At 55.8% G+C, this 16,892-nt stretch carries 15 protein-coding genes; 2 read left to right on the plus strand and 13 right to left on the minus strand.

The annotated features are described in order from the left end of the window. Positions 1–380: 380 nt before the first annotated feature. Positions 381–1,679 (plus strand): PAN domain-containing protein, encoded by a 1,299-nt coding sequence (locus KUW67_RS08035; protein WP_224824790.1) that lies wholly within the window; start codon positions 381–383, stop codon positions 1,677–1,679. A 192-nt stretch (positions 1,680–1,871) separates the two neighbouring features. Here KUW67_RS08035 and rpsA read toward each other — a convergent pair whose 3' ends face one another. The 10 genes from rpsA to KUW67_RS08085 form a co-directional block, all read right to left on the minus strand. Further along, positions 1,872–3,554, minus strand: a complete 1,683-nt coding sequence (gene rpsA / locus KUW67_RS08040) for a 30S ribosomal protein S1 (RefSeq protein ID WP_224824791.1) — start codon at positions 3,552–3,554, stop codon at positions 1,872–1,874. A gap of 472 nt (positions 3,555–4,026) precedes the next feature. Then, the gene (locus tag KUW67_RS08045; protein WP_370634935.1) at positions 4,027–4,980 is read right to left on the minus strand and encodes an aldehyde dehydrogenase family protein; all 954 of its coding nucleotides are present in this window, start codon (positions 4,978–4,980) and stop codon (positions 4,027–4,029) included. A gap of 276 nt (positions 4,981–5,256) precedes the next feature. Next, entirely contained in the window at positions 5,257–6,600 is a 1,344-nt protein-coding gene (locus KUW67_RS08050) for a glutamine synthetase family protein (protein WP_224824792.1), read from the minus strand. An 18-nt stretch (positions 6,601–6,618) separates the two neighbouring features. Next, a complete protein-coding gene (locus KUW67_RS08055) occupies positions 6,619–7,896 on the minus strand; it encodes an FAD-binding oxidoreductase (RefSeq protein WP_224824793.1) in 1,278 nt (425 codons plus the stop codon). Positions 7,897–7,928: 32 nt separating this feature from the next. Continuing rightward, on the minus strand, positions 7,929–8,966 hold the full coding sequence (locus KUW67_RS08060) for a histone deacetylase family protein (RefSeq protein WP_224824794.1): 1,038 nt from the start codon (positions 8,964–8,966) through the stop codon (positions 7,929–7,931). Positions 8,967–9,030: 64 nt separating this feature from the next. Then, on the minus strand, positions 9,031–10,053 hold the full coding sequence (locus KUW67_RS08065; RefSeq protein ID WP_224824795.1) for an extracellular solute-binding protein: 1,023 nt from the start codon (positions 10,051–10,053) through the stop codon (positions 9,031–9,033). 27 nt (positions 10,054–10,080) lie between these two features. Continuing rightward, the gene (locus KUW67_RS08070; RefSeq protein WP_370634948.1) at positions 10,081–10,842 is read right to left on the minus strand and encodes an ABC transporter permease; all 762 of its coding nucleotides are present in this window, start codon (positions 10,840–10,842) and stop codon (positions 10,081–10,083) included. 23 nt (positions 10,843–10,865) lie between these two features. Next, positions 10,866–11,291, minus strand: a complete 426-nt coding sequence (locus KUW67_RS18470) for an ABC transporter permease (protein ID WP_370634949.1) — start codon at positions 11,289–11,291, stop codon at positions 10,866–10,868. Further along, positions 11,180–11,758: an ABC transporter permease gene (locus KUW67_RS08080; RefSeq protein WP_224824797.1), complete on the minus strand. Its 579-nt coding sequence runs from the start codon at positions 11,756–11,758 to the stop codon at positions 11,180–11,182. The genes KUW67_RS18470 and KUW67_RS08080 overlap by 112 nt, the downstream gene beginning before the upstream one ends. Further along, positions 11,755–12,816: an ABC transporter ATP-binding protein gene (locus KUW67_RS08085; protein ID WP_224824798.1), complete on the minus strand. Its 1,062-nt coding sequence runs from the start codon at positions 12,814–12,816 to the stop codon at positions 11,755–11,757. Before KUW67_RS08085 ends, KUW67_RS08080 begins: the two co-directional genes overlap by 4 nt. Before the next feature lie 140 nt (positions 12,817–12,956). On the opposite strand from KUW67_RS08085, the gene KUW67_RS08090 reads away from it, so the two are divergent. Next, the gene (locus KUW67_RS08090; protein WP_224824799.1) at positions 12,957–13,733 is read left to right on the plus strand and encodes a helix-turn-helix transcriptional regulator; all 777 of its coding nucleotides are present in this window, start codon (positions 12,957–12,959) and stop codon (positions 13,731–13,733) included. A gap of 281 nt (positions 13,734–14,014) precedes the next feature. On the opposite strand, the gene KUW67_RS08095 is transcribed toward KUW67_RS08090, so the two are convergent. The 3 genes from KUW67_RS08095 to trmB are packed head-to-tail and all read right to left on the minus strand — an operon-like array spanning position 14,015 to position 16,751. After that, a complete protein-coding gene (locus tag KUW67_RS08095) occupies positions 14,015–14,635 on the minus strand; it encodes a d(CMP) kinase (protein ID WP_224824800.1) in 621 nt (206 codons plus the stop codon). After that, a complete protein-coding gene (gene aroA / locus KUW67_RS08100) occupies positions 14,632–15,978 on the minus strand; it encodes a 3-phosphoshikimate 1-carboxyvinyltransferase (protein ID WP_224824801.1) in 1,347 nt (448 codons plus the stop codon). Before aroA ends, KUW67_RS08095 begins: the two co-directional genes overlap by 4 nt. A 59-nt stretch (positions 15,979–16,037) precedes the next feature. After that, positions 16,038–16,751: a tRNA (guanosine(46)-N7)-methyltransferase TrmB gene (gene trmB, locus KUW67_RS08105; protein ID WP_224824802.1), complete on the minus strand. Its 714-nt coding sequence runs from the start codon at positions 16,749–16,751 to the stop codon at positions 16,038–16,040. Positions 16,752–16,892: the final 141 nt, after the last annotated feature.

The raw sequence follows: 16,892 nt of genomic DNA on the forward strand, positions 1-16,892 counted from the left end.
GCAAAGCTCAAGCCGATGGACCCAGCCTTTGAGTAAGAGCGCGGTCCTACTTCGGACATCCCAGTAAATTAACGCGATGACGCAAACCAAAGCGTCAGAAAAGAAGAGTTTTTCAACAAAATCGGCTCTGCGGACACTTTCGCCGCGTGATCTACGAAGGTCGGGTCTAGGAAGTCCTGCCTTTCGCTGCACGCCGCATCAACTGGTAAGGCGCGGGACTTTGCTGCCGTCTGTGCAACTCATGGCAACGACCGCAGCCAACCCTTTTCGGACAGACGGAGTGATCGCCTCGTTTTTTGCGTGCAGAGCACAAGCCTCCTCTTGCTTGAAAGTTATTATGACTAGATATTCCCTCTACTTGCCCAACGTTAGGACTTTTCATGTTTTTCCGCTTCTTAGTCGCCAGCTTCTTAGTCGTCTGGGGAGCAGACACCCGCGCGGACGCAAGGATTGAAGTGGTCTCCTCTGGCTGTCCCGAAGTGATTTGTGGGTCGGGTGTTTCGGTTTACATAGATGGTGATTTCGATGGGAACGAAGCCGAAAGGCTTGAAGCGCTGATTGCCGATGGCAAGGTCACACCGTATTCGACTATCTATTTCAATTCACCTGGTGGCTCACTCTTTGGTGGCATGGAATTGGCCAGAACTATCCGAAAACACGGATTTAGCACCGGCGTCTCAAGGCTAGATGATGCCGGAGAACCGGTTAGAGGCGGGGCCATTTGTATGTCGGCATGCACCTTCGCATATTTAGGTGGCGTGTTTCGCTATTTCCAGGATGATGACGTATTCGGAGTACATCGCTTTTACAGCAAGGAGCCCTCTGAAAATGATGGAGAACTCGCTCAGGTTGCATCTGCAGCAATCATTAGCTTCCTAGAGGAAATGGATGTCGGGTCAGCCTTCTTTGTGGAAATGACCAAGGCAGGATCCCAATCGATGCGGCTGTTGGACCTATCCCAGATGTTGCATCTAGGGATCGCAAACAATGGCATTGGCCGCACTAATTGGACTGTCACAGCAACGGATCCGGTCACGGGCAACAGCATTCTATATTTGAAAGGGGAGAGAAACACCTCATTTGGCATAAATAAAATGCTCTTTTATTGTTCACCTAACGGATCCCAAATAGCGACGCATGTCATCTTCGATCCCCAAGGGCGAACTGAAGAAGCGCGCTCGATGAGGGCGATCAGCTTAGAGCTAGACGGAGAGCGTTATCCCTTCACAGAATTTCTAATAGGTGAGCCGGAAATCGTGAACGGGTGGCTGAATGCTACCTTCATCGTTCCAACTAGATTTTGGGCAGCTATAAAGAATGGCGATCAGATCGGAATGCAGTTTCAGTTTGCCTACGATGCACCTGTCTTCCTCGGCATATCCGGTATGAACCTCGACGGCGCAAAAAAGTTGATGTTAGGGATCGAGAACAGTTGCCCGTTATCCGCTGCCGTGAAACCAACACAGAGATTCCAGAGATACACTGATACGGACTTCTTCGGCGCTGACCTAACGCAGACTGGGATCAAAGGCATAGCTCTTGAGAGGTGCGAAGCGATCTGCGATGCGGAGCAGAATTGCAGAGCATATAGTTACGTTCAGACTTCGCAATGGTGCTTTCCAAAATTTGGGATCGGTCGTCACATATCGAAACGAGGAATAATCAGCGGGCACAAGTGATAGGTCCTGTTAGGCGTCAGCATCGCGCGCATTGCTGTCGTTTGAATAATGCGCAGCATCGGTAACTCTGGGCTCATTGCCGACATTTACAGATTGCATGAGCATTCGCAGCATCAGTGGGTGGGCTTGACAGACGTCCACATAAGAAAGGCCCCGCCTAAAGGCGAGGCCCATCCATCCCGAAGGATGCAATTACTTCTCGTCGTCGCCCTTCAGCGCCGCACCAAGGATATCGCCCAACGATGCACCTGAGTCCGAGGAGCCGAACTGTTCGACGGCCTCTTTCTCTTCCGCGATCTCGCGCGCCTTGATCGACACGCCCAGACGGCGGGTCTTGGCGTCCACATTGGTGACACGCACGTCGACCTTGTCGCCTACGCCAAAGCGATCAGGGCGTTGCTCGGCACGGTCACGCGACAGGTCCGAACGGCGGATGAAGGACTTCATGCCCTCATACTCGACCTCGATGCCACCATCCTCGATCGCCGTCACAGTGACGGTGATGATCGAACCGCGCTTCACGCCGCCCACAGCTTCGGCAAACTGGTCATTGCCCAGCGCCTTGACCGACAGCGAAATACGCTCTTTCTCGGTGTCCACTTCGGTGACAACGGCCTTCACGACGTCGCCCTTGCGGTAGTCGCCGATCACGTCTTCGCCACGGCCTTCCCATGTCAGATCCGACAGGTGAACCATGCCGTCGATGTCGCCTTCCAGACCGATGAACAGACCAAACTCGGTGATGTTCTTGACCTCGCCCTCGACCTCTGTGCCGACAGCGAACTGCTCGGCAAAGACTTCCCAGGGGTTGCGCATGGTCTGCTTGAGACCAAGGGAGACGCGGCGCTTGGCACCGTCGATTTCCAGAACCATGACTTCCACTTCCTGCGAGGTGGAGACGATCTTGCCCGGGTGTACGTTCTTCTTCGTCCAGGACATTTCCGAGACGTGAACCAGACCTTCGACACCGGGCTCCAGCTCAACAAACGCACCGTAATCGGTGATGTTGGTGACGCGACCGGTATGCACCGATTCCAGCGGGTACTTCGCAGCAACCAGATCCCACGGATCGTCCTGCAGCTGCTTCATACCAAGGCTGATGCGGTGGGTCTCTTTGTTGATCTTGATGACCTGAACCTTGACCGTCTCGCCAATCGCAAGGATTTCGGAGGGGTGGTTCACACGGCGCCATGCCATGTCGGTCACGTGCAGCAGACCGTCGACACCGCCGAGGTCCACAAACGCACCGTATTCGGTGATGTTCTTGACCACACCGTCCACAGCCTGGCCTTCGGTCAGGTTGCCGATAACCTCGGCGCGCTGCTCCGCACGGGATTCCTCAAGAATAGCACGACGCGAGACAACGATGTTGCCACGGCGACGGTCCATTTTCAGAATCTGGAACGGCTGCTTCATGCCCATCAGCGGGCCGGCGTCGCGCACGGGGCGCACATCGACCTGAGAGCCGGGCAGGAACGCAACAGCGCCGCCCAGATCAACGGTGAAGCCACCTTTGACCCGACCAAAGATCGCGCCTTCAACGCGGTTCTCATCGGCATAGGCCTTCTCAAGACGATCCCAGGCTTCCTCACGGCGGGCCATCTCGCGGCTGATGACAGCCTCGCCACGCGCGTTCTCGACCTGACGGAGGAACACCTCCACCTCGTCGCCAACTTCAATCTCAGGAGCTTCGCCGGGATTTGCGAATTCTTTCAACTCGACACGGCCTTCCATTTTGTAGCCGACGTCGATGATGGCCTGGCCCGCCTCAATAGCGATGACCTTGCCTTTGACAACAGAGCCCTCGTCGGGCGTGTCAATTTCGAAGCTTTCGTTTAGGAGTGCTTCAAACTCCTCCATGGTTGCATTCGCCATAAGCGTTTGTTTTCCTTACACGTTTGTTTTCTGGCCGCGCGGTTGGCTCCGCCGGTCTTGGGGTTTGGTCGGGGCGTCTTCCCCGCAGCGTTGAACCCAAAACAATGAGGGCCGGTATAATACCGACCCTGCTCAAGGCTCATGTGCCACGACTGTTCCGCCGTTTGACAGCGCCGCTATACGCAGGATTCCCCTTGGGATCAAGGGGGATGGGGGTTTCGCTGTTGCCCGGAGGTACGTCGCCAAGTGTAAAGACTGTAATCGTCGGGACCGTCTGCTGCCAGCCCAACCTATACTTGGGGTGTTCTCACTGCACACGCTCGCGGCGCAAGAAATGGGGCGCCAACCGATCTTGCATTTACAATCTGACCGGGCCGGTAAGGTTGGGTTGGTCAGATACACCGATGCTTCGTAACGAGACTTGAAATGGAAAGCGCCAACTGATCCATGTTGGTTTCTGCCGAAACTGTGCTTAACGCTGCGACAGCGACTTCCTCTTGAAGGATCGTGCCTCTGCGATCCTGAATGAGCGCTCTTGCATATGACTGCGTAAACTCGGGATGCCCTTGGACGGTGAGTGAGGCACCCGGATACCAAAGCGCGGCAAATTCACAAAATTCGACTGTGCAATGCAGCGCGCCGAAGCAGGAATAGCGGTCACTTGATCCTGATGATAGGCCTGCATCCGAAGCGTAGCGGGTGGGTTTCCAAGGTCCGCAGGCCAATCACTCACGCAATACGTGTCGACGCCGAGCCCCCATCCTTTGTGGGATTTTTCAACCTCGACCACAGCCCGCTTCACGAATTCATCATAAACAGCATGATGCACATACACGCGTTCGATACCGCAGCAGCATTGGCCTGCATTGTAAAATGCCCCATCCATCAAGGACGCGACGGCCTCGTCCAAATCTGCGTCCTCCATCACATAGGCAGGATCTTTGCCACCCAACTCGTTGCCTACTCCTACAAATGTTCCGGCCGCCGCGCGCTCCATCGCTTGCCCTCCACCTACGCAGCCCGTGAAGTTGACAAAGTCAAAGGTGGACTCTGCGATCAACTCTGAAGTTGTGTGATGATCAAGATATACATTCTGCAAAATGTCATCGGGCAGACCGGCGGATTTTGCAGCGCGGATCATGTGTTCACCATCCAGCAGGGTCTGTGCTGCATGCTTCATAACGACGGTGTTGCCTGCAATCAGAGCCGGTACGATTGTATTGATTGAGGTCAGATAGGGATAGTTCCACCGAGCAACCACAAACACGATGCCATGCGGCTCTCGTTCGATGCGGCGCTCGAATTGCGCGCTGTCCTCAATCACCATAGGCGCAAGCGCCTTTTCGGCGATACACGCCATGTATGTTGCGCGTTCGATGCAGCCTGAGAACTCGCCGATTGGTGCACCGGCCGTCCCATCATCCACGCAATCTCTTTGGCGGCGCTGTCCTGGTCCTCGATCATCTTGTCGACAAAACCCAACACAAGCGCCACACGGTCGGCCAAGGACTTTTCTTTCCAAAGAAGGCCAGCCGCCCTTGAACGGGCACTAACATCCCGAGCTTCATCCCGCGTCAGAACAGTCCTGCGGGCATAGACGCTTCCATCAACCGGCGATGTACAGATTACTTCGGCCATGAGGACCATTCTTTCTGGTGTGGTTGTGGCGGATGATCATTTGAGCGCCTGAGGTGTAGGACAGCTACATTCTGCCGAGATAATAGGCGTATTCCGCAGGGGTGACGGGCGTTCTGAGCAGATCGATCTCACTGCGGCGGATGGCAGAGTAAACCTCAATGAACGGCACACCGAAAATCGCCTTGGCGATCGTCGAGTTTGCAAATCTTTCAACCGCGTTCTTCCAGTCATGCTCCAGCGGTGGCGCAGGGCGGCAAGCGGGATCTTCAAGCGCAAGCGGCGGTGTCAGCTTGTGCTCCAGTCCGTGCAAGATGCCCCCCAAAATTGCGGTGAGGGCAAGATATGGATTCACATCCGCCCCGCAGATGCGGTGTTTCAACCGTGCACCGCGCCCGGAAATCTCCGGTATCCGCACCGCCGCGTTGCGGTTATCGATGCCCCAATCAGGCGTCGTGGGGGCAAAACTGTTGGTTTGAAACCGGCGAAATGAATTCATGTGCGGTGCGAACACCGCCTGCAAATCCTGCATGCTGCTTAAAACACCAGCCACCGCCGACCCAAGGGTCGGTGACAATGATTGCGCAGTGCTGCTGAAGATATTTCGGTTCTCGCCATCATTTAGCGACACATGAACATGCATGCCGTTCCCCGGGCTGTCAGCATAGGGTTTGGCCATGAATGTTGCGCCAAGGCCGTGTTTTTTCAGGATACCGCGCACCATGCGACGGAACAGGATAACTGTATCTGCGGCGTGCATGACATCATTCGTGTGATGGAAATTCACTTCAAACTGGCCCGGGCCGTATTCGGCGATCAGTGTATCCGCGGCGATGCCTTGCACCGCACATGTATCCATAATTTCATTCAGGATTGCCTGCTGATCGGCCATCGCATCAAGATCATAGCATTGTGCGTCTGGCGACAACTCCAACGGCTTGGGCGCCTCGGACGAAGTCTCCCTTGTCTGGATGATGTGAAACTCCAACTCGGTCGCGACGACCGGTGACAGGTTCAATCCCTCAAAGCGATCAAGCATTTTACGGAGCATATTCCGCGAGGAAAGCAAGCAAATCTGATCATTCTCGTCCTTCAGATCTACCAGAACCTGAAGAACTTTGTCAGAGGCCCACGGGACAGCGGACATGCTTTCAGGCACGGCGATCACAACACCGTCGGGATCATTTGCGATGCTGCCAAGGCCGGTTTCATCAACCTCATGCCCCCCGATATTGGCGGCGTAGGCAGACAAAGGAAGCCGCACGTCGCCATTCTGCAACTTTGAGATATCCTCGCCGGGAAGCCATTTTCCACGCAAGACCGCGTTCAGATCGCACATCATCATTTCGATGCGATCAGGTGGGCCATATTGAGCGCAATACGTGTCATAAGCTTCACGAATGCTGGTCATTTTCGCACCTACTTTGGGTTAGCGAAGCTTCTCAAGAAGCGAATAGTAGATCATGCCGACAGCCACCATCAGGCTGCCCGCCCGTCGTCCGAATGGCAGACGCAGGTGTTTGACGTTGGCAAATACATCAAAGCGCTCCAGATGGCCTGTGATGGCTTCGGCCATGATCTCGCCCAGAATATGGGAAAGCGCGATGCCGTGACCGGAAAAGCCCTGAACGAAAAAGACGTTGTCAGAAAGCCTCCCAACCTCGGGAATGCGGTTGATGATGATCCCGTCAATGCCGCTCCAGGAGTAGTCGACTTTGACGCCTTTCAAGCGCGGGAACGTTCGTTCGACGGCCGGGCGCAACTGTGCTTCGACATCTGTTGTGTTCCTGCCGGAATAATTCGTGCCGCCGCCGAACATGAGCCTCTTATCCGCCGTTAGACGATAGTAATCGAGCACAAACCTGGAATCGTACACGGCGATGTCTTTGGGGTTGATCTGGTCAGCCATGTCACCCAAGGGTTCTGTCGCCATGATGCTCAGCGATGCGGGAAACAAAGCACCCCCTAGTCGCTTCTGGTCCAGCAAGTGATAAGCATTGCCTGCGATCAACACCGCATTGGCCGCCACGGACCCTTTTTGTGTAACGGCGCGTGGTGTTGCCCCGTGTTCGATATGCGTCACTTCGGATTGTTCAAAGATCAACGCCCCGGCATTCGCAGCGGCGCGGGCCTCGCCCAGGCACAGGTTCAATGAATGCACATGCATGTTCTTGGTGTTCAGCAATCCGCCGCAATACAGGTCGGTTTCCAGATACTCTGGCATCTGCGACCCGTCGAGCATGGTCAGCACATCCCCCATGCCCCGCCGCTGGCCTTCGTCATAAATCTGGGTAAGCTCCTGCATATGGCTGGGCTTCATCGCGGTTTGCATCTGGCCAAACTTCAAATCACACGCGATGCCGTATTTCTGAACGCGGTTTCGAATGATGTCGTGTCCATGCCAACGCAGGCCCCAGACAAAATCATCCGCATCCGATCCGATGGATTTCCGAAACTCCCGTGCCATGGCCTTATCGCCGGAGAGGCTGCCGGTGATTTGACCGCCGTTGCGTCCCGTGGCACCCCAGCCGATTTGTTTGGCTTCCAAAACGACAACTTTCAGCCCGCGTTCCGTTAGGTCCACTGCCGTCGAAATGCCTGAAAATCCACCGCCGATGATCACCACATCGACACGGTGGTCCCCTGTCAGTTCCGGATAGGGAGCAACATCATTGCGCGTTGCCGCATAGTAGCTTTCGGTGTGCAAAGCTTTGGTCCTTCTGGATTTTCCTTGAGGAACTAGCCGGCCGCCCGGTCAAAGCCCTGCAATACATTCACCACGTTGATGCCGACCTGTTCGACAGCATAGCCGCCCTCCAGCAAGAAGACTGTCGGCAGGTCCAGCGCAGCAAGCATGCCGCCGTAATCCGTGAAGTCGTCACTTTCCAACTTAAAGAAGCTGATCGGGTCGTCTTCGAATGTGTCGACGCCAAGCGAAACGATCAGGACATCGGCCTTGTATTCCCTGATGCGCGCAAGGGCCTGTTCAAGCGCTGCTTTCCAGACCTCGTAGGTGGCGCCCGATGCAAGAGGGTAGTTCACGTTGTAGCCTTGGCCTGATCCTTGTCCTTCTTCGTCGGCATGCCCCAAGAAATATGGGAACGCCTCCATCGGGTCACCGTGGATGGACAGGAACAGAACGTCATCGCGCCCATAAAAGATCTGTTGCGTGCCGTTTCCATGGTGAAAATCGACATCCAGGATCGCGACCTTCTTTGCGCCTTTTTCCAGCGCGTGTTGGGCGGCGATGGCGGCATTGTTCAAAAAGCAGTAGCCGCCGAACTGATCAGAGGCCGCATGATGGCCGGGCGGGCGGCAAAGGCCAAAGGCGGCTCTCTGTCCGTCAAGAACCAGCTCGGTGGCGGTCAATGCCACATCCTTGCTGGCAAGTGCCGCTTCCCAAGTGCCCTCTGACACTGTCGTTTCGCTGGCCAAGGCATAGTATCCAACCTTGCCTTCAATCATTTCGGGTATGTGGGGTGAATTCATCGTGCGCGTCGGCCAGCAATTGGCAATGGCCTCGCCCGCGAAGCCAGCGGCTGCCCAATCCGACGCACAGGTTTCCAAGAACTGGACAAACCCGGCATCGTGAACCGCAAGTACAGGTTCAAGATTGTAGAATTCCGGTTCAACTACGTCGCCAAGCTGTTCGGAAATGACACGTGCAAGAATGATTTCCGCCCGGCGTGGACACTCGAAAGGTGCGACCACCTTGCCTTCATGTATCTCGATCTTGGCATCGCGCAATTTGTGCTTGTCGGAATAAACTGTGTGCATGGTTTCTCCGGTTAAAAAAACAGGCGGAGCATGACGCCCCGCCTGAGGTCGGGAGGAATTGGTCTTACTGCAGAAGCGCGGTCCAAACGCGATTCTGAAGATCCACTGCCGCAGGAGAGCAGGTTTGTGAAAAGACAAGCGGCGTACCCTCGGGTGGTGAGAGTTCGTGCGCCGTTTTCAGTTCTTCGCTCATGAATGCATCGCTGCCGGTAATTCCGTTGGAATAGCCCGCGAAATTCGACTGAATGGCGATATTTTCGGGCTCCATCATGAATTCGATGAACTTGATGGCATTGTCATAGTTCGGAGCACCCACCGGTACGGCCAAGTTATCGGCCCATGTAATCACACCTTCCTTGGGAAACGCGTATCTCATGGCCGGGTTTTCATTGCGCGCCCGGATTGAATAGCCGTTCCAGTTCTGATGGGCGGCAACGTCACCTGAGGTCAGACGCTCCAAAATACCGTCGGAGTTGTAGGTTTTGACATGTGGTTTTTGGGCTTCCAGAAGTTCCAGCACTTGCTGCATTTCCGCCGGGTCTTCACTGCAGAGCGGCAATCCAAGCGAAATTTGCGCCATTGAAATCACCTCGTCGGGTGACTTGAACATCCCGATATTACCCTGCAATTCAGCCGGTGGCTGGAACAGAACGTCGTAGGTATTGATGTCGCCGCCAAACACATCCGTGTTCACGGTGTAAGACGTCGTGCCCCATTGCCACGGAACTGTATAGGTGTTGTTCTCATCCCAGGACGGGCTGGTGAAATCCGCGTTCAGGTTGCCAGCGGACGAAAGCTCGGACGCATTTATGGGCTGCAACAGACCTTCCGAAATGAAAATCTCTACAAAGTTGTGGCTGGGCACAACGATGTCGTATCCCGTGGCGCCAGACTGCAATTTGGCCAACAGGGTTTCATTGGAATCGTAAGTGTCGAGCGTCACCGAAATACCGGTTTCAGTCTCGAACTTTTCGATCAGATCGGGAGCGGTGTAATCTGTCCAGTTGTACAGAAACAGATCTCCCTCGGCCAAGGCCGCGCTTGAGCTAAGCAATACGCCCAGCAACGATATAGTGATCTTTTTCATTGTAGCCTCCATGTCGTAGATTGCGTCCTATTTCTTTTTCCCGACCAAGAAGGACACGGTGACGACGAGGATCGAAACCCCCAAGAGAACGGTCGAAATTGCGTTGACCTCTGGCGTGATGCCAATGCGCACAAGGCTGTAGATGTAGATCGGCAAGGTGGTTGACCCGGCCTCGGCGACCATCAGCGTGATGATGAAGTCATCCAGCGAGATGATGAACGCGAGCATTGCACCCGAAACGATGCCGGGCATCAAAAGCGGCAGCGTGACCAGCCTTAGCGTTTGCCATTTGTTGGCGTAGAGATCCCGGGCGGCGATCTCCAGGTTCTCATCCATCCCGTCAAGTCGCGCGCGGATCGGCAGATAGGCAAACGGAATGCAGAACACCGAATGCGCGATGATGATGTTCCCCAACCCAAGCGACAACCCGATGGCAGAGAAGAAGGTAAGCGTCGCCACGGCGGTGACAATTTCAGGCACCATCAGCGGCAGGATCAAAATGCCACCAAACAGGTTTTTCTTCTTCACGTCGCGGTTTCGCGCCAGCGACAGGGCAGCCATTGTCGCCATGGTCGTGGCACTGATGGTAGAAAAGACCGCAATGACCAGACTGTTTTTCGTGGCACGTTGAATGTCGTCATTGGCGAAAGCCTTGACGTACCATTCCAACGAGAACCCGCTCCAGACCGTGGCTGACCGTGACGCGTTGAAGGAAAACACCACCAAGATAATCAAAGGCAGATATAGAAATAGAAAGAAGAGAAGTGTGACCCAGTTGAAGCCCGGCATCCGGCGTATGTCATGTTTCTGGGTCAATGTTGTATCCCTCCACCATTTTTCTTGGCGCTGCGGGCATAGAAGAACAGGCACAACAGAACGACGGCCATGATCACCATCGCCAGTGCCGACCCGAAGGGCCAATTGCGCGCTGAAGAGAATTGCAGCTGCACCAGAGATCCCAACATCAGGTTCTTGCCACCGCCCAGAAGATCAGGTGCGATAAATGCGCCAAGCGCCGGAATGAAAACAAGGATCGAACCCGCGACAATCCCCGGCAACGCGAGCGGAATCACGACGTAGCGCAGAGCAACCCAGCGGTTGGAGTAAAGGTCTCGGGCTGCCTCGATCAGACGCCGATCCAGCTTTCCAAAGCGGCATAAATCGGCAGTACCATGAACGGCACATAGGTATAGATCAGGCCAAGGGCGATCGCCCCTTCGGTGTAAAGCAGGGTCAATGGCTCGTCTATCAGGCCTACACGGATCAAGGTTGAGTTAATCAGCCCCGTATCGCGCAACACAAGTATCCAGCAATAGGTGCGGATCAGAAGGTTCGTCCAGAATGGGATTGTGATAAGCAACAGCAAGGTGTTGCGCCGCTCTTCCGACTGACAAGCGATGTAGTAGGCCACCGGAAATCCAAGGATAAGGCAGCCGACAACCGCTACCGTCGCCACCCATAGAGACCGGAACGCGATTTTCAGATAGGCCGGATCGAACACCATCTCATCAAAAAGGTTCCGCTGGAACAGCAAGCGTCGATAGGCATCTGTCGTGAATTCAAGGGTTACTCCGCCGTAATCTCCCGGCACGAGAAACGAATACACAAAGATGATCAGGATCGGCACGATCATGAAAACGCCGATGACCACGATCGCGGGGATCAGCGCCAAATGCGATCTGAGACTGGCCCCAACGTGTTTCATTTGATCAAAACCCGCACTGCAGCCGGATTGATATCCACGCGCACATCAGCGCCAACCTCTGCCAGCGCCGTGCCATCCTTGTGATTTTCTGAACGGACGGTTGTCGTTCCGCCTTGTGTCAATTCAATGAGGTAATCCGTGCTATTCCCCAGATAGAGGATTTCGGAAACAGTTCCTGCCAACCCGGAACCAGACGTTCGAAGGTTGATCTTCTCAGGTCGAAAGAACAGCGTTACCGTCGACCCGACTTCGGCACCAATATCCGGTCCGACCAGTGTTTCTCCGTTGGGCAGGCCGTAGTTGGTTCCGCCCAACACCTTGGCGTGAAAAAAATTGGCGTCGCCTATAAATTCAGCAACAAATTTGTTCTCCGGGTACTCGTAGATAGTGGCAGGTTCACCGATCTGCTGAATCTCACCCTGTGACATCACGGCGACCCGGTCACTCATCGCCAACGCTTCCTCTTGGTCGTGCGTTACAAAAACGAAGGTGATCCCAGTTTCTTTCTGAAGACGCTTCAGTTCGGTCCGCATGGACTGGCGCAATTTCAAATCAAGCGCGGACAAAGGCTCGTCCAACAGCAGCACTCGCGGGTGAGGTGCAAGAGCACGGGCCAAGGCCACGCGTTGCTGTTGGCCCCCAGATAACTGGCTAGGTTTGCGTGACCCAAATTCTGCCAGATGCACCAGATCGAGCATTTCTTGGGCAACTTTCTTTGCCTCGGCATCGCTTTTGCGTAACCGCTTGAGGCCGAAGGCAACATTGTCCAGGACGGTCATATGCGGGAAAAGTGAATAATGCTGAAAGACTGTGTTGATCGGACGCCTCTCCGGCGGCAGGTACGAGATGTCTTCCCCAAACAAGTTCAGCGCGCCCGCAGTAGGGATCTCGAAACCGGCAATCAGGCGCAACAACGTGGTTTTGCCGCAGCCCGATGGCCCCAATAACGTGAAGAACTCGTTGTCTTGGATTGTCAAATCCGCGTGGCGCAGAGCCTGCACAGGGGGCGAGCCCGGGTAGATTTTCCGTAAACCCGATATTTCGATTGCGGCCGTCATGGCATCTCCACCGATCTGAAACTGAGGCTCGCAAGCCCTCAAGATCGACGTTAGTTGACAGGCTTGAGCATGACCAATACCACCAGAGTGGTATATTATCTCGATATTTTCCATTTTTTGGTAGTGTAGCGAGGCGCGACATGGACCAATTTGACTTTTTTTGCAGTGTCGCCCTCGCGGACAATATTGCCGACTATCAAGACGCAGTTGTGCCTTTCTGCAGCAAGGCCTTCTCGGTCACGAACATCTTGGCCATCCGGTTCCACCGCCACGGCTTTCCAGAAGTTCTGTTTTGTTGGATCCCAGACGAAGATCTGCGCACCGTCTTCAACGAAGGATACGAGAAGTTAGGCTTTATGCTCGACCCGTATTTTCAACGCGCCTTCGTGGTGACGGACTGGGAGGCCAGCAGGTTGAAGGAAATCGCACCGGATCGCTTTGAGGCAAGCGAATACTTCACGAGATACTTCGGTGCGACCAAAATGGTCGATGAAGTCGGTTTTGTGGCACGGATTGATGAAAATACAGCCGTGCATCTTTCGATGGGCCGCAACCTTGGTCAACGACGCTTTCGGGCAAGCGAAGTCGCGCAATTTAAGCTCTATGCGAAGGTGCTCGCCCCAAAACTCAGACAAATCCAGCCAAACACCCCGATAACCAGCCAAGCAGACGCCGTCCCATTGGACCAAAGATTTTACGCCATGTCCCAATCTCGTGGTACCGATATCTCCATGCGGCAAGCAGAAGTAGCGGCCTTGATTGTACAAGGCCATTCTAGCCGGGCGATTGGATTGAAGCTCTGCATTTCCATCCACACGGTTAAAGTTCACCGACGATCACTCTACAAGAAGTTGGAAATCTCGTCTCAGAACGAACTTTTCAGTTTGCTGGTAAACTCCGTCAGTATTGAAGGATAACGAGAACATCGTGTCGAAGCCGCTTTCCCATTGAGACGGTTCAACACGCGAAAGTCATTTCACCAATCCCCCAACGCACGCCGCATTTCCATTTCCTTAAACCAGCCCTCATAAAACCCATCCCCGGATCCAGCAGGAGGAGGGCCAAGGGTTGTCCACTGCAAAACAGGCTCACGTTTCCCTCTGACCGAGGGCACTTGATCTGATCAGAGCGGGGGAACTCCCCCGGTAGGGGCGGGGCGACCCGCTATCATGTGAGACCGCTGATGCGGCGCCGCATTCTATTTCGAAAGACCGCCACGCACCGCATCGACATGTGCAATCGCGGTGGCCACTGCCGTCTCGATATCCATTTCGGACGTGTCGATCACGACCGCGCCCTCTGCTGCCTTCAGCGGAGCCGTTGCGCGTTCGCGGTCCCGTGCGTCGCGCTCTTCCACGTCGGCAAGGACCGCTTTGAGAGATGTCTCAAGCCCGCGTTCGGTCAACTCCTTGAACCGCCGCTCTGCCCGCACCTGGGCCGAGGCGGTGACGAACAGCTTTGCCTCCGCCTCCGGGCAGATCACCGTTCCGATATCGCGCCCGTCCAAAACCGCCCCGCCCGCGCGCCGCGCAAAAGCGCGTTGGAAATCCACCAACGCCGCGCGGACCTCAGGGATCACCGCCACTTTTGACGCTGCATCCGCAACTTCAGGCGTGCGCAAAGCCGGATCTTCCAAGTCTTCAGCCACCAGCGCTCGAGCCGCGTCAATCGCAGGCGTGCCTTTCAAGGTCAGCGCTCCAACGGCCCGATACAGCAGCCCTGTATCAAGATGCGCAAAGCCGAAATGGGCTGCGACTGCTTTCGACACCGTCCCCTTGCCCGCCGCTGCCGGCCCATCAATGGCAATCGTAAAGCTCATGCGCGCTCCAGCTTGGCCCCAAGCCGAGCCATCAACGGCTCGAAAATCGGGAAGGACGTGGCAATCGGGCCTCCATCATCCACGCGAACCGCGTTCTGAGAACCCATGCCCAGACACATGAAGGACATGGCGATGCGGTGGTCCAGATGGCTCGCGGCCTCGCCCCCACCCGGCACGCTTTCCGGGCCAAGCCCGTGCACCGTCATACTGTCCTCGGTCTCGTCCACGGTGATCCCGTTGGAGCGCAAACCCACGGCCATCGCATCAATCCGGTCGCTTTCCTTGACGCGCAGCTCCTTGACGCCGTCCATGACCGTCTTGCCTGTCGCAAAAGCCGCGACCACCGACAGGATCGGGTATTCGTCGATCATGCTGGCAGCCCGTTCGGGTGGCACCGCAATGCCCGTCATATCAGGCGAATAGCGCGCCCGCAGATCGGCCACAGGCTCGCCGCCCTCAACGCGCTCGTTCTCGTAGGTCAGGTCCGCGCCCATCTCTCGCAGGGTGGTGTAAAGCCCGGCCCGCGTCGGGTTCAGTCCAATCCCCGGCACCAACACATCAGAGCCTTTGGTGATTAGTGCCGCACAGACCGGAAACGCCGCCGAGCTGGGATCGCGCGGCACCACAATCGTCTGCGCTTGGAGCTCCGGCTGGCCCGTCAGCGTGATCACGCGGCCCTCGTCGGTGTCCTCGACACTGATCTCAGCCCCGAACCCCGCCAACATCCGTTCCGTGTGGTCGCGGGTTGCTTCCTTTTCTATGACAACGGTTTGACCCGGCGCATTCAGCCCCGCCAAAAGCACCGCCGATTTGACCTGAGCGGACGGCATCGGCACCACGTACCGCACCGGAACAGGCTGCGCGGCACCCACAATCGTCATCGGCAAACGCCCGCCTTCGCGCCCGTAGGACGCTGCGCCAAATTCGGAAATCGGGTCGGTGATCCGCCCCATCGGACGCCCACGTAAGGACGCATCCCCGGTAAAGGTCGCTGCGATCGGCGATGTCGCCATTGCGCCCATGATCAACCGGACCCCAGTGCCGGAGTTGCCGCAATCAATCACCTGATCGGGTTCGGCAAACCCACCGACACCAACGCCATGCACCGACCAGTTGCCACCGCCATGATCCGTCACCTCGGCCCCGAAGGCGCGCATCGCCTTGGCCGTGTCCAATACGTCCTCGCCTTCCAGCAAACCGCTGATCTTGGTCTCACCAACGCTCAGCGCCCCAAGGATCAATGAGCGGTGAGAGATCGACTTGTCGCCGGGCACCTCAGCTACGCCGCTCAGCGGTCCACAAGGGTATGAGGTCATCGGTATTGGCGTGCCGTGGCTGGACATGGGGAACCCTCTTCTACACTTCCTCGCGTCTTAGCGCGCTGCGCTTGCAGGGAAAACCCTCAACTGTCGCGTCGGAAAGTCAGGTAATGCGGCACGCGGTCCTCGCGCAGCGCCTTTTGCTCGTACCGCGTCGAAATCCAGTCATCCCACGGCGCGCGCCAATCCGATGGGCGCTCTGCTGTCCAGGTAAAACCAGCCTTTGGGACCTGTTCCAAAGTCTGGCGCACATAGTCTGGAATGTCAGTCGCCACGCGAAACTCCGCGCCGGGTTTCAAGACCTGCGCCAAGGGCTGCAAATGCTCTGCAGTTACAAATCGTCGCCGATGATGGCGCTTTTTCGGCCAAGGGTCGGGGTAGAGAAGAAACGCTTTCGAAACACTGCCCTCAGGCAACACATCAAACAAATGCCGCGCATCATTGGGATAGATGCGCAGGTTTTTGACCCCCGCTTTGCGCACCTTGCCCAACAGCATCGCGACCCCGTTTATGTATGGCTCCGCACCGATGATACCGACATCCGGGTTCGTGGCAGCCTGATGCACCAGATGCTCACCGCCGCCAAAACCGATCTCAAGCCAGATCTCTTTGCCACCAAAAAGCGCCTCTACATCCAAAGGCACACGGTCGGGGTTTTCTTCCCATCCCACAGCTCCCGGAGAGAACTGTGCCAGGTCTTCATCCAGATAAGCCTGCTGGCTATCCCGCAGGCCTTTGCCTTTGAACCGACCATAAAAATTGCGCCACGGCGCGCCAGAGGGGTGCTTGTCTGTCATGCGCCGGGGTCTAGTGCGCCTTCCCGGCAAGCGCAACGCCTGAGGAGGACCGCGCGTTTTCAGGTATTTTCAGACAAAAGAAGACGAAAGGCGCGCGTTAACCTTAACGCGCGCCTTTTTGTGTTTCGCTTTTTAGAAATA

Origin of the sequence: Cognatishimia sp. MH4019 (assembly GCF_020177595.1) — a bacterium.
Taxonomy (GTDB): Bacteria; Pseudomonadota; Alphaproteobacteria; order Rhodobacterales; family Rhodobacteraceae; genus JAHTBL01.